The sequence below is a fragment of the Vibrio sp. 10N.286.55.E10 genome (assembly GCF_002872555.1).
GTDB classification, from domain to species: domain Bacteria; phylum Pseudomonadota; class Gammaproteobacteria; order Enterobacterales; family Vibrionaceae; genus Vibrio; species Vibrio crassostreae.
The window spans coordinates 51842-72558 of the sequence record NZ_MCSD01000061.1 but is presented as its reverse complement, the minus strand read 5'-3'; the positions used below and the strand labels follow the sequence as shown (position 1 = coordinate 72558).

Below are 20717 nucleotides of genomic sequence, written 5' to 3'. Positions count from 1 at the left end.
AGAATCTATTTCTAACCCACATAGGGGTGACTAATTGGCTTTCATTATACTGTTGATTCATACAGTGTCTATACCTGTATGAAAATAATTTGTACAAATGTTACTTACCTTCCATTGATAGGTAATCATAAATAACTTGCAGGGCATGGTGCGTGGCTTGTTGGCGTACTTGTGATCTGTCGCCTGTAAATACATGCGTTTCTACTTTATCCCAGCCATTTAGCGCTTTCCACGCGAAGCATACTGTCCCAACAGGCTTATCTTCGGTCGCGCCACCTGGCCCGGCAATGCCACTGATCGATACAGAGATAGTCCCGTTTGAGTATTGCAATGCCCCGCTCGCCATTTCTATGACGACAGGCTCACTCACAGCGCCGAACTCAATCAAGGTTTTAAGCTGCACACCTATCATCTCTTGCTTGGCTTCATTGCTATAAGTAACAAAAGCGCGATCAAACCACCCAGAACTGCCCGCAATGTCAGTGACTGCAGTCGCGACACCTCCACCAGTGCAAGATTCAGCCGTCACTAACACTTGTTTGTGTTTAGCGAGTAAATGTCCAAGCTGTTCACTAAGGTCTTGAGTCATCTGCATCATCAGCTTCCCTTTATTTGCTGTCATATCATTTGGATTCGCATCTTTTCGCATCAGCCGCTTTTCGCACGAAACGCTTTCACGTATCCTAAGCCGCAATAGAAATAAACGAAAGAAGTTAACTGTGAAAGCCGATCAAAAACATACTCCCATGATGCAGCAGTACCTAAAACTGAAAGCAGAAAACCCAGAAATTCTGCTGTTCTACCGCATGGGCGATTTCTACGAGCTTTTCTACGATGATGCTAAAAAAGCTTCTCAACTCCTCGATATTTCACTGACTAAACGCGGTTCATCAAATGGTGAACCGATTCCGATGGCGGGTGTTCCATACCATGCCGTTGAAGGATACCTTGCAAAGTTAGTGCAACTTGGTGAATCCGTAGCAATTTGTGAACAGATTGGTAATCCAGCAACTTCAAAAGGCCCTGTTGAACGTGCTGTTGTACGTATCGTCACACCCGGCACCGTGACCGATGAGGCATTGCTTTCTGAGCGTATTGATAACCTGATTGCAGCCATCTACCATCACAACGGTAAGTTTGGTTACGCGACACTGGATATTACCTCCGGTCGATTCCAACTTTGCGAGCCAGAAACCGAAGAAGCAATGGCCGCAGAACTGCAGAGAACCTCACCACGTGAGCTACTGTTCCCTGAAGATTTCGAACCTGTAAATCTAATGGCGAGCCGTAATGGCAACCGCCGCCGCCCTGTATGGGAATTTGAATTAGATACCGCTAAGCAGCAATTAAATAAACAATTTGGTACTCGCGATCTGGTTGGCTTTGGCGTAGAAAGCGCAAAACTGGGTCTATGTGCGGCTGGTTGTTTGATCCAATACGTGAAAGATACCCAACGTACAGCCCTTCCTCATATCCGTTCACTGACGATGGATAAGCAAGATCACTCAGTGATCCTCGATGCTGCGACTCGCCGCAATCTAGAGATCACGCAAAACCTTGGCGGTGGCACAGATAACACTCTTGCTGAAGTGCTTGATCACACCGCAACTGCGATGGGCAGTCGTATGCTCAAGCGCTGGTTACATCAACCAATGCGCAATATCTCTGCACTCGATCAGCGCTTAGATGCGATTGGTGAGATGAAAGATTTGGCTCTATTCACAGAGCTACAGCCAACATTAAAGCAGATTGGTGATATCGAGCGTATTCTTGCTCGTCTTGCTCTTCGTTCTGCTCGTCCACGTGATATGGCACGACTTCGCCAAGCGATGGAATATTTACCAGAGCTAGCTGAAACACTGACGCAGCTGAAACACCCATACCTGACTCAACTTGCTCAGTATGCCTCTCCTGTGGATGAGGTTTCTGAGCTACTTGAGCGTGCAATCAAAGAGAACCCACCCGTGGTTATCCGCGATGGCGGTGTGATTGCTGAAGGCTACAACGCCGAGCTAGATGAATGGCGTGACCTTGCTGCGGGCGCAACCGAGTTTCTGGATAAGCTTGAGCAAGAAGAGCGTGAACGCCATGGCATCGACACGCTAAAAGTTGGCTACAACAACGTACACGGTTTCTTCATCCAAGTGAGCCGTGGGCAAAGCCACCTTGTGCCACCACATTATGTTCGTCGCCAAACGCTAAAGAACGCTGAGCGCTATATCATTCCTGAGCTGAAAGAACACGAAGACAAAGTGCTTAACTCTAAATCGAAGGCACTGGCTATCGAGAAGCAGTTGTGGGAAGAGTTGTTTGATTTGCTACTACCATATCTAGAACGACTACAAAACATCGCTTCTTCAGTATCTCAACTTGATGTACTACAGAACTTAGCTGAACGTGCAGATACTCTTGATTACTGTCGACCAACGATGACGGAAGCAGCGGGTGTACAGATCCAAGCAGGTCGTCACCCAGTAGTAGAACAAGTGATGGACGAACCTTTCATCGCCAACCCTATCGACCTAAACGATCAACGTAAAATGCTGATCATTACAGGTCCAAACATGGGTGGTAAGTCGACTTACATGCGCCAAACTGCACTCATCGCATTGATGGCTCATATCGGTTGTTATGTTCCAGCTGAAAGCGCGACTATTGGCTCTATCGACCGTATCTTTACGCGTATTGGCGCATCCGATGATTTGGCTTCTGGCCGTTCAACCTTCATGGTTGAGATGACAGAGACCGCTAATATTCTGCACAACGCAACACCAAATAGCCTTGTGCTAATGGACGAAATTGGTCGTGGTACCAGTACTTACGATGGTTTGTCATTAGCTTGGGCAAGCGCAGAATGGCTAGCCAATCAGATCAATGCGATGACGCTGTTTGCAACACACTACTTTGAGCTAACTGAACTGCCTAACCAACTTCCAACACTGGCCAACGTCCACTTAGACGCAGTAGAACACGGCGACAGCATTGCCTTTATGCACGCGGTTCAAGAAGGTGCGGCAAGTAAATCTTACGGCCTAGCGGTTGCAGGGTTGGCAGGTGTACCAAAAGCGGTGATCAAGAACGCTCGCGCGAAGCTAACACAACTCGAAGCATTGAGTATTGAGTCTCCAACATCGAAGCCAAGCGGCGTTGATATTGCAAACCAACTGAGTCTGATCCCTGAACCAAGCGAAGTAGAACAAGCATTAGCGAACGTGGATCCTGATGATCTAACTCCTCGTCAAGCATTAGAAGAACTTTACCGTTTGAAGAAGCTGCTTTAGTTTAAATAGCCAAGCGCTGTGGTTTCTAGCTGAAGTCAAAATTAAACCAAAAGCTAAAACTAAAAAACGCTGACATTAGGTCAGCGTTTTTTTATTTCGATATCGTGGAATATCGTTTAGTCGTTTTCAACGTTGAACAGGTTTTCCATGTTCAGACCTTGCTTGATCAAAATCTCACGTAGACGGCGAAGACCTTCAACTTGGATTTGACGAACTCGCTCACGAGTCAGGCTGATTTCACGGCCAACTTCTTCTAGCGTTGACGGTTCATAACCCAGTAGTCCAAATCGACGTGCAAGTACCTCTTTCTGCTTAGGATTCAATTCATCAAGCCAGAAGATCAGTGAGTTCTTGATATCGCTATCTTGAGTTGAAACCTCAGGATCTGAATTGTTGATGTCTGGAATAATATCCAAAAGTGCTTTCTCACCGTCACCACCAATTGGCGTATCTACAGAACTCACTCTTTCGTTTAGACGAAGCATCTTGCTCACATCACCAACCGGCTTATCTAGCTTAGAAGCGATCTCTTCAGCTGTTGGTTCGTGGTCAAGCTTTTGTGATAGTTCTCTTGCAGTACGTAGGTAGATGTTCAGCTCTTTCACAACATGGATTGGCAAACGGATGGTGCGAGTCTGATTCATCAACGCACGTTCAATGGTTTGACGAATCCACCATGTTGCGTAAGTTGAAAAGCGGAAGCCACGCTCTGGGTCAAACTTTTCTACGGCGCGAATCAAGCCTAAGTTGCCTTCTTCGATTAGATCGAGAAGTGCCAAGCCACGGTTGCTATAACGACGAGAAATTTTTACCACCAAACGCAGATTACTTTCGATCATGCGTTTACGTGCTGCTTCATCACCGCGTAGAGCTCGACGTGCATAAAGCACCTCTTCTTCTGCGGTTAATAGTGGTGAGAAACCGATTTCGCCTAGATACAGTTGAGTAGCGTCTAAGCTTTTAGACGTAACTTCAACTTCTTCTTTCGCTTCGGTTTTCTTAGTGACTGTTCGTTTTGCTTTTCCAAGAGCTTCCGGTTCCGTGGTTGCTTGGTTAAGATCGAACTCTTCTTTGGTTACTGCATTGCTTATACTCATAACGCCTCCCCCTGGCGAAATTAGCATGACATTACAACTTCATATGTCGCTAAATGACTATGTCACTCCATACAATACGTGATTTTCACATATTGTATTTAAGGTAAATATCGTTTTGGATTAACGGATTTACCTTGGTAACGAATCTCAAAGTGCAGCCTAACACTGCTGGCTCCAGAGCTTCCCATTGTTGCAATCTTCTGCCCTGGTTTCACACTTTGCCCTTCAGATACTAATAGTCGGTCGTTATGCGCGTATGCACTTAAGTAATTATCATTGTGCTTCACAATCACTAGATTGCCGTAGCCTCGTAGTGCATTACCCGAATAAACAACCGTTCCCCCTGCAGTAGATACTATTGGCTGACCTCGCTGTCCTGCTATGTCTATGCCTTTATTTCCTTGTTCGCCTACAGAGAAATTCTTGATTACTCTCCCTTTAGTTGGCCATAACCATTTGGATACTTTATCACTTGTTGGTTTGGTGGGCGGTGTAACATTCTGTTTACCTTTAGAACCAACATACTCCTTTGATTTGGATTGTTCAACCTTCTTTGGTGGATCTTTTTTCACCACTTTGGTGGTAGTTTGAGCTGGAGCAGATTTAGAGTTTTTACTCTTTTGCGGCGTTGTTTTCGGTTTACTTGCCACAGATGACGTTGTCGATGCCGCGACAGGCGCAGCAACAGCTGCTACCGCTACCGTTGACTTACCATACGCTGGCGCGTTGTAACTAGGACGCCACAACTTAAGCTTCTGCCCTGGGTGGATAGTGTAAGGCGCAGACAACTTGTTATAACCAATGAGGTCTTTAACGTCTTTATTGGTGACATAAGCGATGAAATAAAGCGTATCGCCTTTTTTCACTTCATAGTAACTACCGCGATAACTACCACGATCAATCGATGAGTAATTCTTGTTAAGGCTTGAAACCGGCGCAGGCGAATTCGCTGCACACCCAACAAGGGCACAGCTAAGCAGTAAAGTACTTCCTTTAAACAACTTCGAACGCATCGACTCTCTATCCACCTACACCATTAGTCTTGTTATTAAGCTAGTTCACCAGGAACAAGAGGTACAAATCTCACCATTTCGATAACACTCGACAAAAATTCATCGCCGTGACGAACGATCTTCAACAGTTGTTGTTCATCATCCCCAACAGGAATCAGTAAACGACCGCCATCTTTCAGCTGTTGCAGAAGCGCTTGAGGAATCGACTCTGCAGCAGCGGTAACAATAATCGCATCAAAAGGCGCCTTTGAAGACCACCCTTGCCAACCATCACCGTGCTTAGTTGAAATATTGTAGAAATCGAGTTGCTTCAACCTGCGTTTAGCATCCCATTGTAGCGACTTTATTCTTTCAACCGAATAGACATGATCAACAAGCTGAGCCAATACCGCGGTTTGGTAGCCAGAACCCGTTCCGATCTCCAAAACTCGGCTATCTTGTTGTAACTCAAGCAGCTCTGTCATTTTGGCAACAATGTATGGTTGGGAGATTGTCTGACCCTGTCCGATCGGCAGCGCATTATTGTCATAAGCTTGATGGTACATCGCCTGTGATAAAAAGCTCTCTCTCGGCAGTTGGTAAATAGCATCAAGAACCTTTTGATCTCGGATGCCATTTTCAATCAGAAAAGTAATTAAGCGCTCGGCTTGTGGATTGCTCACTTACTTCTCCCCTAACCATGTTGTCATCGCACCTAACGACTCGTGTGCCGTTAGATCAACTTGTAACGGTGTTACCGATATAAAGCCATGCTCGATTGCGTAAAAATCGGTACCTTCGCCGGCATCTTGCTCTTTGCCCGGAGGGCCGAGCCAATAGATATCGTGACCACGAGGGTCTTTTTGCTTAATCATATCTTCAGAGTGATGACGAGCACCTAAGCGTGTCACCTGAGTACCAGACAGTTGTTCTAAGGCTAAATCAGGAACGTTCACGTTCAATAAGCGATTGGTCGGGATTGGGTTTGCTAAATGTTGTTCGACAATACGACGAGCAATCGCTGCCGCTGTCTTAAAATGTTTTTTACCCACCAACGAAAACGCCACCGATTGAACGCCTAGAAAGTGCCCTTCCATTGCTGCTGCCACCGTACCTGAATAAAGCACGTCATCACCAAGGTTAGCACCGTGATTAATGCCCGTTAATACCAGATTAGGCATGTCATTCTTTAGCAGTTCGTTTAACGCAAAATGCACACAGTCGGTCGGTGTTCCTTGTACCGAATAGGTATTTTCAGCAATCTCTTGAACGCGTAAAGGCTGTTCTAAAGTTAATGAATTTGAAGCGCCTGAACGATTACGGTCAGGTGCCACAATGATAACTTCAGCAAGATCACGTAGTTCATCTGCTAGCTCATGAATACCTTGAGCATGCACACCATCATCGTTGCTGAGTAAAATCTTCATTCTGTATCCTTTCTTCATATTCCAGTGCTAAGTGACTTAAATTCCAATATTAAGTCACTTAGTGCCAAGCAGAATCATTACTGCTCGTAGCTTCTTTCTACGTGTACTTCTTCAACCAATTCACGAACGATAGCCGTCGCAAAGCAGCCTGCATCAAGAGAGAACTTCAGAGTGACATTATCTTCACTCACTTCCCACGTTAGATCAGTAGGTTTCAGTGACGCTTCACGGCGGTCATGACGCATGCGATTACCACGAATTAGAGCCATCAAATCCGGTTCAGCATCAAGGTGTTTCTGCTCTAAAGCTTGAGACTCATCTGTTGTTGGCAAAGCGTTATCTCCGGCCAAAGCCACAGTCACCAATGCAGTACCATTCGCGATATCTTGCTTTACAGCTTCAAGGTTTTCAGCCGTTACCGTTAGTTGAGCACCGTCTTTCACCACGATATCGCCAACCAATGCCGATGCAAACACATCTTGCTCAATACGGTCTGAAAGGATCAAGTTGTAAATCCACGAGCGAGCCGCAGAAAGATACAAGCTGCGTTTATTCTGGTTACGAGTACGAACGTTATCGCGGCCCCAACGACGAGCTTCAGATAGGTTGTTACCTTCATTACCAAAACGCTGAGCACCAAAGTAGTTTGGCACGCCCACTTGAGCGACTTTTTCCAAACGCTTTACCACATCTTCACAATCCGTTACTTCAGACAAGGTCAACTCAAATTGGTTGCCAACTAAATCGCCCGGACGTAACTTTTTGTTATGACGTGCTGTCGCTAGGATTTCAATACTTGGGTATTGTGCTAAGAACGCTGAAAAGTCAGGCTCACCTTTCGGTAGGTGGACGCTCAACCACTGCTCTGTCACAGCGTGACGGTCTTTCAAACCCGCCCAGCTCACATCTTTCGACTTAACACCGCAAGCTTTAGCCAGCTCGTTTGCTACGAAACTCGTGTTTTCACCAGTTTTACGAATACGAACCATTAGGTGCTCGCCTTCACCAGTAAACTCAAAACCCAAGTCTTCATTAACGACAAAGTGTTCGGCTTTTGCTTTTAGTTTTGCTTTCGCAGTTGGTTTACCGTTTAGATAAGCCAATGAAGATAAAATATCTGACATGCTGTTCTTTTCGTGTTGGTGCTTACGCACTTTTAGTAATTAGGACCACCGCTTCACATGCGATGCCCTCTTTGCGACCAGTAAAACCTAAACGCTCAGTAGTCGTCGCTTTTACATTCACATTGCTAATGCTGGTTTCTAGGTCTTGAGCAATAGCTTGGCACATAGAGTCTATATGAGGGGCCATCTTTGGAGCTTGCGCCATGATAGTAATATCGGCATTACCAATCACGTAACCTTGTTCTTTTACTCGACGGTAAACATCTTTCAGTAGTTCACGGCTATCCGCGCCTTTCCATTCGTCATCAGTATCAGGGAAATGACGACCAATATCACCCGCAGCAATCGCACCTAATAAAGCATCACACAACGCATGAAGAGCAACATCACCGTCTGAGTGTGCAATAAGACCTTGCTCGTAAGGAATGCTTACACCACCAATAATTACCGGGCCTTCACCACCAAACTTATGTACATCAAAGCCATGGCCAATACGAATCATCATTATTCCTTATTCTGACTTAAATAGAACTCAGCAAGCGCTAAATCTTCAGGCTGAGTAATCTTAAAATTATCTGAGCGCCCAGCCACTAAAGCCGGCGATAAACCTTTCCATTCAAAGGCTGAAGCTTCATCAGTAATTGAAGCGCCATGTTGCAACGCCTCACTTAATGCCTTCCACAGAGGCTTTGCTCTGAACATTTGCGGCGTAAGTGCATGCCATAAATCCGCTCGCTCAACGGTATGCTCGATCTGCCCTTGAGCACCTCGCTTCATCGTGTCACGAACTGGAGCCGCTAAAATAGCCCCGACATCATGGCTCATCGCGCCGGAAATTAGCTTGTCGATATCACTTAGCTGAACACACGGCCTTGCCGCATCGTGAACCATTACCCAGTCACCAAGTTGCTGCTCAGCGATATAGTTTAGCGCAGAGAGTACAGAATCCGCTCGCTCGCTTCCACCAGACACTCTGATCACTTGTGGGTTCTGATTAAGGGCCAGCTCTGGGTAGTATGGGTCATCATCGCTGATCGCAACGACAATTTGAGCGACTTGTGGGTGAGACAGTAATTTCTCAACGGTGTGCTCTAGAATCGTTTTGCGGTTAATCTTGAGGTATTGCTTCGGACGGTCTGCCTTCATTCGGCTGCCGACGCCCGCCGCAGGTACAACGGCAATCACGCTTTGAAGTTGAGTCGACATTAATGGGATTCCTCACCAATGATGCGATAAAACGTTTCGCCTTCTTTAACCATTCCAAGCTCATGACGTGCGCGTTCTTCTATCGCGTCTAAGCCTTGGCGTAGATCGTCAATTTCAGCAAACATTTCTGCATTTCGAATATGCAGCTTTTCATTCACTTGCTGTTGAACTTGGATTTCGTTGTTCACACCGTAGTAATCAGAAATACCATTTTTACCGAGCCACAGTGTGTGTTGTAGCCAGCCAAACACTATGAGCAGTACTAAAGCAAAAATTCGCATAACACCTTTCGCCGGTTGAAAAAGAAGGAACTAGAATAAGGCACATATATACCATAATGAGCTTATTGGTGCGAGATATGTGGTGTCAGGGAATCAATAAGTCGGGGAATTATTGTTATTCGAAATCCACAATGAGATTCCCGACTCCCTTCTCCCTCAGTCTCGAGAATGACGGATTTTAGATATAACAAGGAGAGCTTTAGATCCTAGAGCTCCTTTCCTACATTTTCTACATTTTCTACATTTTCTACAGGCAAAAAAATGCCCCGCATAAGCGAGGCATTCAAAAGCATTAGTGCATAATTCTAACTAGTTGCTGCTGTAGCAAGGCAACAAAGAAGATTCAGCTATGGAGCATAGTTTCCTATGTGACTTAGTGAACCTTCTGCAGTTAACGCAGCTACAGTGCGAAATAGGACGAATTATTGACCTTTAACTTCTTTAAGACCGTTGTAAGGAGCTTTAGAACCTAGAGCTTCTTCGATACGGATTAGTTGGTTGTACTTAGCAACACGGTCAGAACGGCTCATAGAACCAGTTTTGATTTGACCTGCAGCTGTACCTACCGCTAGATCAGCGATAGTTGCATCTTCAGTTTCGCCAGAACGGTGAGAGATTACTGCAGTGTAGCCAGCGTCTTTAGCCATCTTGATAGCAGCTAGAGTCTCTGTTAGAGAACCGATTTGGTTGAACTTGATAAGGATAGAGTTAGCTACGCCTTTCTCGATACCTTCAGCAAGAATCTTAGTGTTTGTAACGAACAGATCGTCACCAACGATTTGAAGCTTGTCGCCTAGAAGTTCAGTTTGGTGCTTGAAGCCATCCCAATCTGACTCGTCAAGACCGTCTTCGATAGAAACGATTGGGAAGTTGTTCGCTAGCTCAGCTAGGTAGTGGTTGAACTCTTCAGAAGTGAAAGTTTTACCTTCGCCCTTCATGTTGTAGATGCCAGCTTCTTTGTCGAAGAACTCAGATGCTGCACAGTCCATAGCAAGAGTAACGTCTTTTCCTAGTTCGTAACCAGCAGCTGCAACAGCTTCTGCGATAACTTCTAGAGCTTCAGCGTTAGACTTAAGGTTAGGAGCGAAACCACCTTCATCACCAACTGCAGTGCTGTAGCCTTTAGACTTAAGAACTTTAGCTAGGTTGTGGAATACTTCAGCGCCGATACGTAGACCTTCTTTAAGAGTTTTAGCGCCAACTGGTTGGATCATGAACTCTTGGATGTCAACGTTGTTATCTGCGTGCTCACCACCGTTGATGATGTTCATCATTGGTAGAGGCATAGAGAACTGACCAGCAGTACCGTTTAGCTCAGCGATGTGCTCGTATAGAGGCATGCCTTTCGCAGCAGCAGCAGCTTTTGCGTTAGCTAGAGATACAGCTAGGATAGCGTTCGCGCCGAACTTAGACTTGTTATCAGTACCGTCTAGGTCAAGCATGATTTGGTCAACGTCAGCTTGTGCTTTAGCGTCAGTACCAACTAGAGCTTCAGCGATTGGGCCGTTTACAGCTTCAATAGCTTTAAGAACACCTTTACCTAGGAAACGTGATTTGTCGCCGTCACGTAGCTCAAGAGCTTCGCGAGAACCAGTAGATGCGCCAGATGGAGCAGCAGCCATACCTACGAAACCGCCTTCTAGGTGTACTTCAGCTTCTACAGTTGGGTTACCACGTGAATCGATGATTTCACGACCTAGAACTTTAACGATCTTAGACATTGAATGTTTCCTTCTCGTTGAATATATAAATGTCAAATTTAAAGGTAGCAGCACAACTTACGCAGCTACCTGTATTCCTTTTTACTTTTCTAACTCGCCGCGCTGGAACTCACCAGCCGCTTTAACGAAACCTGCAAACAATGGGTGACCATCGCGAGGTGTTGAAGTGAACTCTGGGTGGAATTGAGCAGCAACAAACCATGGGTGGTTCGGGTTCTCAATAACTTCAACCAGTTTCTTGTCCGCAGATAGACCCGATACTTTTAGGCCCGCTTTTTCGATTTGTGGACGAAGATTGTTGTTCACTTCGTAACGGTGACGGTGACGTTCATGGATCGTCGCGCTACCGTATAATTCGTAAGCTTTAGTCCCTTTCGCTAGGTGACAAAGCTGTGAACCAAGACGCATTGTGCCGCCTAGGTCAGATGATTCTGTACGCTCTTCAACTTTACCTTCGCCATCAGTCCACTCAGTGATAAGACCAACTACTGGGTACTTAGTTTCAGTACAGAATTCAGAAGAGTGTGCCCCTTCCATTTTCGCAACGTTACGAGCGTACTCGATAAGCGCTACTTGCATACCTAGACAGATACCTAAGTACGGTACTTTGTTTTCACGAGCGTATTGAGCAGCAAGAATCTTACCTTCAACACCACGGTCACCAAAGCCACCAGGAACTAGGATTGCATCTAGGCCTTCTAAAACTTCTACGCCACGAGACTCAACGTCTTGTGAATCTACGTATTTAATATTAACGCTTAGGCGGTTTTTCAAGCCTGCGTGTTTTAGCGCTTCATTTACTGATTTGTATGCATCAGGTAGTTCAATGTACTTACCAACCATACCAATCGTCACTTCACCCGTTGGGTTAGCTTCTTCGTAAATTACTTGTTCCCATTCAGACAGATCTGCTTCTGGAGCTGTGATGCCGAAACGCTTACATACAAGTTCATCAGTGCCTTGAGCTTTAATAAGCTGAGGGATCTTGTAGATAGAGTCAACATCGCGCATAGAAATAACTGCATTTTCTTGCACATTACAGAACAGAGCAATTTTCTTACGCTCGTTCGAAGGAATGTTGCGGTCTGAACGACAAACTAGGATGTCTGGCTGAATACCAATAGACAGCAACTCTTTTACAGAGTGTTGCGTCGGCTTAGTTTTCACTTCGCCCGCAGCTGCTAGGTATGGCACTAGAGTAAGGTGCATGAACATTGCGCGTTCACGGCCTAGTTCTACTGCTAGCTGACGAATCGCTTCCATGAATGGTAGCGATTCGATATCACCAACCGTACCACCAACTTCAACGATCGCGATATCGTGGCCAGCTGCGCCAGAAATTACACGCTCTTTGATAGAGTTAGTGATGTGTGGGATAACCTGAATAGTTGCACCTAGGTAATCACCGCGACGCTCTTTAGCGAGTACGTCTGAGTAAACACGACCTGCAGTGAAGTTGTTACGCTTAGTCATCTTGGTGCGAATGAATCGCTCATAGTGACCAAGGTCAAGGTCAGTTTCAGCGCCATCTTCCGTAACGAACACTTCACCGTGCTGAGTCGGGCTCATAGTGCCTGGATCAACGTTGATGTAAGGGTCAAGCTTCATCATAGTCACTTTAAGACCACGAGCTTCTAAAATAGCCGCAAGAGATGCTGCAGCAATACCTTTACCTAGAGAGGATACAACCCCGCCAGTAACAAAAATGTAATTTGTCGTCATGTTTAACCTGAAATTGGTTGAATGAGGGAAATGGACTACTTCTGGACGGGATGAAAATATACCAGAAGCCCCTTATCGCCACAACGTGAAATCTATCACACTGCTATTTTTTATTTTTTGCTTCAAATCAATTCATGATAAAAGCTTTGGTTATCTTTTCTCCGCCACTTTGACTTCATCCCACATGGAATCAAGCTGTTGTAGTGAAAAATCGGTCAAAATTTTATCTTGCTGACGAACTTTTTGTTCCACCCCTTTAAAGCGACGTGAGAACTTCAGATTGGCTTTATTTAAAGCCGACTCTGGATTTTTACCCAAATGTCGCACCAAATTGACCGTCGCAAACAGCAAATCACCCAACTCTTCTTCAACCAAATCTTCATTTGGCGTCACTTGAAGCGCTTCTTCTAGCACCTCATCGACTTCCTCTAAAACCTTATTAGCCACTGGGCCAATAGAGTCCCAATCGAAGCCATATTTCGCTACCTGTTTTTGAATCTTTGTAGCACGAGAAAGCGCAGGTAGAGAGTTTGGTATTGAGTCTAGAATACTTTCTTGAGTTTTGCCTGCCTGTGCTTTTTCTTTGGCTTTTTCAGCTTCCCAGTTGGCATTAATTTCTTCATCATTGGCAAACTCGGTATCAGAAAATACATGAGGATGACGGCGCGTTAGCTTCTCATTGATGCCATCAACCACATCAGAAAACTCAAACAGCCCCTGCTCTTTCGCGAGCTGACTGTAGAAAATCACCTGAAACAGCAGGTCACCTAGCTCTTCTTGTAGGTTCGGCCAATCTTTGTTGTGAATCGCGTCCACCACCTCATAAGTTTCTTCGATAGTATGCGGCACAATTGTTTCAAAATTTTGTTTTAAATCCCAAGGACAACCACCTTCAGGATCGCGCAGCTTAGCCATAATCTGTTCAAGTTGTTCAATCGGGTGGTTCATCGTTTTTTTCCTATTCACTGTCTTTGATTTTTAAATTTAATACTTCTGTTAAAACTAAAAAAGGCGAGCAGCTAAAACCACTCACCTTTCTTGATACTGTCTAATTCTCTAAATTCCGCATCTTTCACTAAGCAGTTGTTACTTTAACAAGGCAACAAGCTTTCGCGATTCCTGAGCATAGCTCGCCTATGTGATGGAACAAGAAAGCGCAGTTAACGCAGTAAAAGTGACTAATGCAACGTGAAAGTTAGCCTAGGCGTTTAACCGACATGACATCTTTGATCTGCTCTACTCGGCTCGTCACTCGACTCAGAATCTCAATATTGGTCACTTCCAAATCGAAATCCATTACCGATAGCTGACGTTTATAGTCGATGCGGCTCTTCATTGTGGTCACGCTGATCTTCTCGTTCGAGAACAGTGAGGTGATGTCTTTCAGCAAGCCATTACGCTCCAGTGCTTCAACACGCAGCGTTAGGATGTAAGAACCGACGAAGCCATTGCCCCAGACTGTATCAATAATACGCTCTGGTGCGTGCAGGCTTAGCTCACTCAACTGTTCACAGTCAGCACGGTGAACTGAGATACCACGACCTTGAGTGATGTAACCTTTAATCACATCACCAGGGATTGGCTGACAGCAACGAGCTAGGTGCGTCATTAAGTTATCAACGCCCTCAACCACTACCGCGTCTTTCTTTGGACGACTCTGTTGTGCTGGCTTGTTTTCCGACTCAAGCAGTTTCTCTAGCGCTTTCTTGTCTTCTTCTTCCGCCGTAGGCTTGTTGACCAACGCATTGATGTGATTAACCACTTGGTTAATGCGCAAGTCGCCACTGCCGATACCAGCATAAAGCTCATCTGGCGTGTTTACGTTAAAGCGTCTTAGCGCGTATTGGTCGGCATCTTTTAGAGTTGCACCAACCTTCGCTAATTCAACCTCAAGAATGTCACGACCCGCTTCTAGGTTCTTCTCACGACTTTGCGCGCGGAACCAAGCGTTGATTTTCGCACGAGCACGTCCAGAGTGAACGAAGCCTGTGGTTGGGTTCAGCCAATCACGAGATGGGTTCGGCTCTTTCTGAGTGATAATTTCAACCTGATCACCCATCGATAATTTATGAGTGAATGGGACGATACGGCCTGCTACTTTGGCACCGATACAGCGGTGTCCAACCATCGAGTGGATGTGGTAAGCGAAATCCAACGGGGTTGCACCCATAGGTAAATCGACCACATCACCACGCGGTGTAAAGGCATATACGCGATCATCGAATACCTGGCTACGAACTTCATCCAGCATCTCGCCAGAATCCGACATCTCTTCTTGCCAATCGATAAGTTTACGCAACCAAGTGATTTTCTCGTCGTAACCACTGCGTCCACTCGAAGCGCCTTCTTTGTACTTCCAATGCGCAGCCACACCCAACTCAGAGTCTTCGTGCATTTGCTTGGTACGGATCTGAATCTCAATGGTCTTGCCTTCTGGGCCCAGAACCACCGTGTGAATCGATTGGTAACCATTTGGCTTAGGGTTCGCCACATAGTCATCAAATTCACTTGGTAGATGTTTGTATTTGGTATGAACCACACCTAGACCGGCATAACAGTCTTGAAGCTGATCTGCGATGATACGTACCGCTCGCACGTCAAAAAGCTCATCGAAGTCCAAGCCTTTCTTCTGCATCTTACGCCAGATACTGTAGATGTGTTTTGGTCGACCGCTCACTTCCGCATTGATGCTTGAACGATTCATTTCAGCCGTTAAGTCGTCAACGAAATCGGTGATGTATTGTTCACGTACGATACGACGCTCAGACAGCTGTTTAGCTATCTGCTTGTAGGTGTCTGGCTGCTGGTAGCGGAATGCGTAATCTTCGATTTCCCACTTAAGCTGACCAATACCTAAACGGTTAGCGAGCGGAGCGTAAATGTTAGAACACTCTTTTGCTGCCGCGCGACGTACAGCATCAGGCGCTTTTTTTACTTCAATAAGGTTACAGATTCGCTCAGCGAGTTTGATAACTACGCAGCGGAAATCATCTACCATCGCCAGTAGCATACGACGAACGTTATCAACTTGGCCCGAGGCAGCACTGCCTTCAAGGGTTACGTTTAGCTGGCCCAAGGCCGCCATTTCTTCAACGCCATCAATCAACTTTACGGTTTCTTTACCGTAGCTTTCTTCAAACGCTTCGCGCTCAAAAACGCCGCTTGAGACGACGGGGAAAAGTTGCGCGGCAATTAAAGTGGCACGGTCCATGGACAGCGTAACCAAGATTTCGATCATCTCGCGGCCACGCCAAAGCAAGAGCGATGCTTGCTCGTGATCTTTTAATAGCTCTTCACAGTGACGATAAACCTTGATCAGTTTATTCGAGGTTTTTGCGTCTTGATTCAGTGACGCAATCCAACTTTCTAGCTCAAACTGTTCGCTTGGGTTTAAATGTGCGCTTCGTACCGCAACCATCATGCCTTCCTAGTTATTATGTTTTATACCCAATTCAATATGACTAACTGGTTCCAAGTTAGTTCGACCATATTGATATCAGCGCAGGTGTCCCTGCGCCTTTGTCATTCATTTTTAAGCCTTATTTACGGGCCTTTAAGCCTTGATAAAGAGAGCCATCGATTCTAAATGGCTGGTGTGTGGGAACATATCCAACATACCAAGTTTGGCTAATTGGTAGCCTTGCTTTTCTAAGCTCTCTGAATCTCTAGCTAGAGTAGCAGGATTACACGAAACATAAACCACACGCTTCGCTCCTAACGCTGAAATTTGATCAACAACACCACTCGCTCCAGCACGAGCTGGGTCCAGTAAGATTTTATCAAATTTCTCTTTTGCCCAAGCTTGTGTAGATAAGTCTTCTTCAAGGTTCGCTTGGTAAAACTCGGTGTTACTCAACTGGTTCAATTGGGCATTCAATGTGGCCTGCTGAACCATCTCATCGACACCTTCAACACCAACCACAAACGCCGATTGTTGAGCGATAGGTAGACTGAAGTTACCTAAGCCACAAAACAGATCTAGCACTCGCTCATCCGCTTTAGGTTCTAACCATTCAATCGCTTGAGCCACCATCTGCTGGTTAACCTTCTGGTTTACTTGGATAAAGTGGTTTGGCTCAAACGGTAACGTCACGCCAGTTTCGCTATAGGCTGGTGCATCACCAACCAAACGAACCAACTTATCGGTTTCAGGCATTGAGTACAGCGTCGCGCCTTCTTCTTTTGCTAATGCAATCAGCGCTTGTTCATCTTTTTCAACCAAAGGCTTAAGGTGACGTAGCACCATAACAGGGCCAGTATCGCCCAATACCAATTCAACGTGTCCTAAAGACGTAAGGCTGTTGAAAGTGTTGAGTAAATTTTTCAGTTTTGGAAGCAATACATTAAGGCGAGGATCAAGCACGGCACAGTCGGTGATGTTTTCAATCTGCTTACTCTGCTTCTTACGGAAACCGAATTGAAGCTGCTGTGTCTTCTTATCAACAAATAGGCTGATACGTGCGCGACGTCGATAACCGGTTTCATCACCAATAATAGGTTGTGCAACTTCAGTATTAGCCGTTTGGTATTGGCTCATCAGGTGCGTAAGAGATTGCGATTTATGCTCAACCTGAGAAGAATAACCGAGATGCTGAAGGTGACAACCACCACACTGATTAAAGTGTTTACAAAATGGCTTTAAACGCTGCTCGCTCGGCTTCAACAATTTGATGAGCTTTGCTCGCGAAAACTTACTTTTGCTCTCAGTAAGTTGAATGACCACCTGCTCACCTGGCAATGCGCCATCAATGAAAACCGGTTTATTCTTCTGATAAGCGATGCCAGCGCCATTGTGATCCATTCGTTCAACCAAAACCGATTGATGCTTGGTCTCGAGTTGAGTTTTCTTTTTTGGTTGGAAAAAACGTGCCATTGCTTGTGCCTAATGTATCTTTTAATAAGTAATTGGTATCCAGGACTCACTATTATGTCTTGGAATCATTGTCGAACGTCACGGCTTTGATTAAGCTTACCGTTCACTTAACCGCCATTGTGTGCGTTATTTTCCCATATCCAGACCTCGATGTAATTAAAGAACATGACCAGATATGGCTTAAGAGCCCGTGTAATTACCTTAACTCTAGCTCCAACCCTGATTATTGGGTTGCTATTGAGTGCATTTTTCTCATTTAACCGCTATCAAGACCTTGAGGGGCAAGTGGTTAACACTGGTACTAGCATCATTGAGCCACTTGCGATTGCGAGTGAATCAGGCATGAAGCTCGAAAGTCGAGAGTCTGTTCGTCAGCTTATTAGCTATGCGCATCGAAAGAATTCTAAGCTGGTGCGTAGTATCGCGGTGTTTGATGAACGTCATGAATTGTTTGTAACCTCAAACTTCCACCCCGACTTTGAAAGCCTGACTTATCCAAAAGATAAACCGATTCCGCATTTAAGTTCTTCTGATTTACTCGATAACACACTGATTCTGCGGACGCCGATCATAGCCGAAGGCCAATACATCAATTCAGCCAACGGTCAGTCTCAAGCCAACCAAGCGATCGGTTATATTGCGATTGAATTAGACCTATCTTCTCTTCGATTGCAGCAATATCAAGAAGTGTTCTCTGCCTTCTTAGTTCTGATTCTCGGGCTTGGGTTGTCTGGTGTCTTTGCTTTCCGCTTGATGCATGACGTAACCCAGCCGATCACACACATGAAGAACATGGTCGACCGAATTCGTCGAGGCCACCTAGATGTACGTATCGAAGGCAAAATGCATGGTGAGCTAGACTCACTGAAAAACGGCATCAACGCGATGGCGGTATCGTTGTCAGAGTATCACGTCGAGATGCAGCACAGTATCGACCAAGCCACATCAGACTTGCGAGAAACCCTTGAGCAATTAGAGATTCAAAACGTTGAGTTAGACATAGCGAAGAAACGAGCTCAAGAAGCAGCTCGTGTTAAGTCTGAATTCCTGGCGAATATGTCTCACGAACTAAGAACACCTTTGAATGGTGTGATTGGCTTCACTCGTCAAATGCTTAAGACTCACCTATCGAACAGCCAAACCGATTACCTACAAACCATTGAACGATCGGCAAACAACCTGCTCAGCATCATCAACGATATCTTGGACTTTTCGAAACTTGAAGCCGGTAAACTGGCTCTAGAAAACATCCCATTTGAATTCCAAGCTAGCCTTGAAGAGGTAGTAAACCTTCAAGCAACCAACGCTCATGAGAAAGGCCTTGAGCTGACACTGAAGATCGATCCTAAAGTACCGCCAGGCGTAGTGGGCGATCCACTGCGTATTCAACAGATCCTGACCAACCTAGTCGGCAACTCAATCAAGTTTACCGAGCGCGGCAACATTGATATCAGCGTTGAGCTTCGCTCACAAAGCGAAGACAACATTGAGCTGCAATTCATGGTTCGCGATACGGGTATTGGTATTTCGGAGCGTCAACAAGCTCAGCTGTTCCAAGCCTTCAGCCAAGCCGACGCAAGTATCTCTCGTCGTTATGGTGGTACAGGCTTAGGTCTAGTTATAACCCAAAAACTGGTCAGCCAAATGGGCGGAGAGATCAGCCTAACCAGTCGTCTACATCAAGGGTCAACCTTCTGGTTTACGTTGAGACTATCAACGACTGATATGCCAATGACAGAGCTGATTGAGACTCAGTGTCTACAAGACAAACAACTGCTGCTGATCGAACCAAACATGCAAGCGGCATCGATTACTCAGCAAATCCTAACCCAAGAAGGCTTAGTGGTAACGTATCGTTCAGTAATGCCAGACGAGACCACCTCGTATGACTACGTTTTGCTTAACCTAGCCGCCAACCAAGAATATCAATTTGATACCGTGAGTGGTTGGGCAATTGGTGCGAAGAAGATTGCCCAAAACGTGATTATTGGTACACCAAGTACCGAGCTAGCGTTGGGTGAGCAACTAATGAAAGAGGTCGATGTTCAATGCATCACTAAACCTCTTTCTCGCAAGAAGTTACTGCAAACTCTGGTATCGAATCAGGCGCCAACCTTGATTGCACCAGCGATTGAAACACACTCAGAAGAGAAGCTTCCGCTTACTGTATTGGCGGTCGACGACAACCCTGCCAACCTTAAACTGATCACTGCGTTGCTAAAAGAACGTGTAGAAACCGTCATCAGTTGTACCAGTGGTCAGCAGGCGATAGACAAGGCGACAGATACTCAATTTGATATCATCTTCATGGATATTCAAATGCCACAGATGGACGGTGTGACGGCTTGTAAGAACATTAAGAAGCTAGCTAATAATGCGAACACACCTGTGATTGCCGTGACCGCGCATGCAATGATTGGCGAACGTGACCGACTACTCGAAGCGGGCATGGATGACTATCTAACCAAACCCATTGAAGAGCATGTTTTACAGCAGGTACTGATTCATTGGAGCCCAACCTCTGAGGTTGAGCACATCGAAAAAATAGATCCAGACCACCCTGCTGTTTCTGCTGAAATCGATAACGGTCCAGTGTCAGAAACTGAAGCCAGCGTGCACAAAAACATCATCATTGATTGGCAAGCTGCGATGAGACAAGCCGCCAATAAAGAAGACCTCGCACGCGATATGCTGCAAATGCTTGTCGACTTTATTCCGGAGGTTTATGAGGCAGCAGACAAAGCGATAGAAGACAGTGGCTACCCAGTTGAAGAGCTGATACACATTATCCACAAGATGCATGGCAGCAGTTCGTACAGTGGCGTACCAAGGCTAAAGTCGGTATGTGCGACGATAGAGAAAGAGCTGCGTTCTGGTACTTCTGTTGAAGACATTGAGCCGGAGCTTTTCGAGCTTCAAGATGAGCTAGATAAGGTTCAAGCGACGGCCATTCACTACTTGAAACCAACTAGTGACTAGATTGATTTAGCCTC

The 20717-nt window shown here is 45.6% G+C and carries 16 protein-coding genes; 2 read left to right on the top strand and 14 right to left on the bottom strand.

Features of this window, described 5'->3' with window-relative positions:
* Positions 1-100 precede the first annotated feature (100 nt).
* On the bottom strand, positions 101-595 hold the full coding sequence (pncC, locus tag BCV39_RS22930) for a nicotinamide-nucleotide amidase (RefSeq protein ID WP_102431727.1): 495 nt from the start codon (positions 593-595) through the stop codon (positions 101-103).
* A gap of 124 nt (positions 596-719) precedes the next feature.
* Here pncC and mutS point away from each other — a divergent pair, with 124 nt between their 5' ends.
* Positions 720-3281 (top strand): DNA mismatch repair protein MutS, encoded by a 2562-nt coding sequence (gene mutS / locus BCV39_RS22925; RefSeq protein WP_102431725.1) that lies wholly within the window; start codon positions 720-722, stop codon positions 3279-3281.
* A 116-nt stretch (positions 3282-3397) separates the two neighbouring features.
* On the opposite strand, the gene rpoS is transcribed toward mutS, so the two are convergent.
* The 13 genes from rpoS to rlmD all read right to left on the bottom strand — a co-directional run bounded on the left by rpoS (position 3398) and on the right by rlmD (position 17724).
* Entirely contained in the window at positions 3398-4378 is a 981-nt protein-coding gene (rpoS, locus tag BCV39_RS22920; protein ID WP_060982682.1) for an RNA polymerase sigma factor RpoS, read from the bottom strand.
* A gap of 98 nt (positions 4379-4476) precedes the next feature.
* Positions 4477-5391 carry a murein hydrolase activator NlpD gene (nlpD, locus tag BCV39_RS22915; RefSeq protein ID WP_102431724.1) on the bottom strand — a complete coding sequence of 305 codons (915 nt, stop codon included), beginning with the start codon at positions 5389-5391 and terminating at the stop codon, positions 4477-4479.
* A gap of 35 nt (positions 5392-5426) precedes the next feature.
* Positions 5427-6053 (bottom strand): protein-L-isoaspartate(D-aspartate) O-methyltransferase, encoded by a 627-nt coding sequence (locus tag BCV39_RS22910; protein WP_019826319.1) that lies wholly within the window; start codon positions 6051-6053, stop codon positions 5427-5429.
* Positions 6054-6797: a 5'/3'-nucleotidase SurE gene (gene surE, locus BCV39_RS22905; RefSeq protein ID WP_048659389.1), complete on the bottom strand. Its 744-nt coding sequence runs from the start codon at positions 6795-6797 to the stop codon at positions 6054-6056. It lies immediately after the preceding gene.
* Between the two features lie 77 nt (positions 6798-6874).
* On the bottom strand, positions 6875-7921 hold the full coding sequence (gene truD / locus BCV39_RS22900; RefSeq protein ID WP_048659390.1) for a tRNA pseudouridine(13) synthase TruD: 1047 nt from the start codon (positions 7919-7921) through the stop codon (positions 6875-6877).
* 22 nt (positions 7922-7943) lie between these two features.
* Complete coding sequence (gene ispF / locus BCV39_RS22895; RefSeq protein WP_004739053.1) at positions 7944-8423, bottom strand: 2-C-methyl-D-erythritol 2,4-cyclodiphosphate synthase; 480 nt, start codon at positions 8421-8423, stop codon at positions 7944-7946.
* A gap of 2 nt (positions 8424-8425) precedes the next feature.
* Positions 8426-9127: a 2-C-methyl-D-erythritol 4-phosphate cytidylyltransferase gene (ispD, locus tag BCV39_RS22890; protein ID WP_048659391.1), complete on the bottom strand. Its 702-nt coding sequence runs from the start codon at positions 9125-9127 to the stop codon at positions 8426-8428.
* A complete protein-coding gene (gene ftsB / locus BCV39_RS22885; RefSeq protein ID WP_010435786.1) occupies positions 9127-9408 on the bottom strand; it encodes a cell division protein FtsB in 282 nt (93 codons plus the stop codon). The genes ispD and ftsB overlap by 1 nt, the downstream gene beginning before the upstream one ends.
* A gap of 422 nt (positions 9409-9830) precedes the next feature.
* Complete coding sequence (gene eno / locus BCV39_RS22880; RefSeq protein WP_017059033.1) at positions 9831-11129, bottom strand: phosphopyruvate hydratase; 1299 nt, start codon at positions 11127-11129, stop codon at positions 9831-9833.
* A gap of 81 nt (positions 11130-11210) precedes the next feature.
* Positions 11211-12851, bottom strand: coding sequence for a CTP synthase (locus BCV39_RS22875; RefSeq protein WP_017629586.1), 1641 nt, complete (start codon positions 12849-12851; stop codon positions 11211-11213).
* 150 nt (positions 12852-13001) lie between these two features.
* On the bottom strand, positions 13002-13799 hold the full coding sequence (gene mazG, locus BCV39_RS22870; protein WP_048664494.1) for a nucleoside triphosphate pyrophosphohydrolase: 798 nt from the start codon (positions 13797-13799) through the stop codon (positions 13002-13004).
* A 247-nt stretch (positions 13800-14046) separates the two neighbouring features.
* Entirely contained in the window at positions 14047-16269 is a 2223-nt protein-coding gene (gene relA / locus BCV39_RS22865) for a GTP diphosphokinase (RefSeq protein ID WP_055319624.1), read from the bottom strand.
* A 135-nt stretch (positions 16270-16404) separates the two neighbouring features.
* The gene (gene rlmD / locus BCV39_RS22860; protein ID WP_048659394.1) at positions 16405-17724 is read right to left on the bottom strand and encodes a 23S rRNA (uracil(1939)-C(5))-methyltransferase RlmD; all 1320 of its coding nucleotides are present in this window, start codon (positions 17722-17724) and stop codon (positions 16405-16407) included.
* Positions 17725-17889: 165 nt separating this feature from the next.
* Here rlmD and barA point away from each other — a divergent pair, with 165 nt between their 5' ends.
* Complete coding sequence (gene barA, locus BCV39_RS22850) at positions 17890-20703, top strand: two-component sensor histidine kinase BarA (RefSeq protein WP_102431723.1); 2814 nt, start codon at positions 17890-17892, stop codon at positions 20701-20703.
* The last annotated feature ends 14 nt before the right edge of the window (positions 20704-20717 follow it).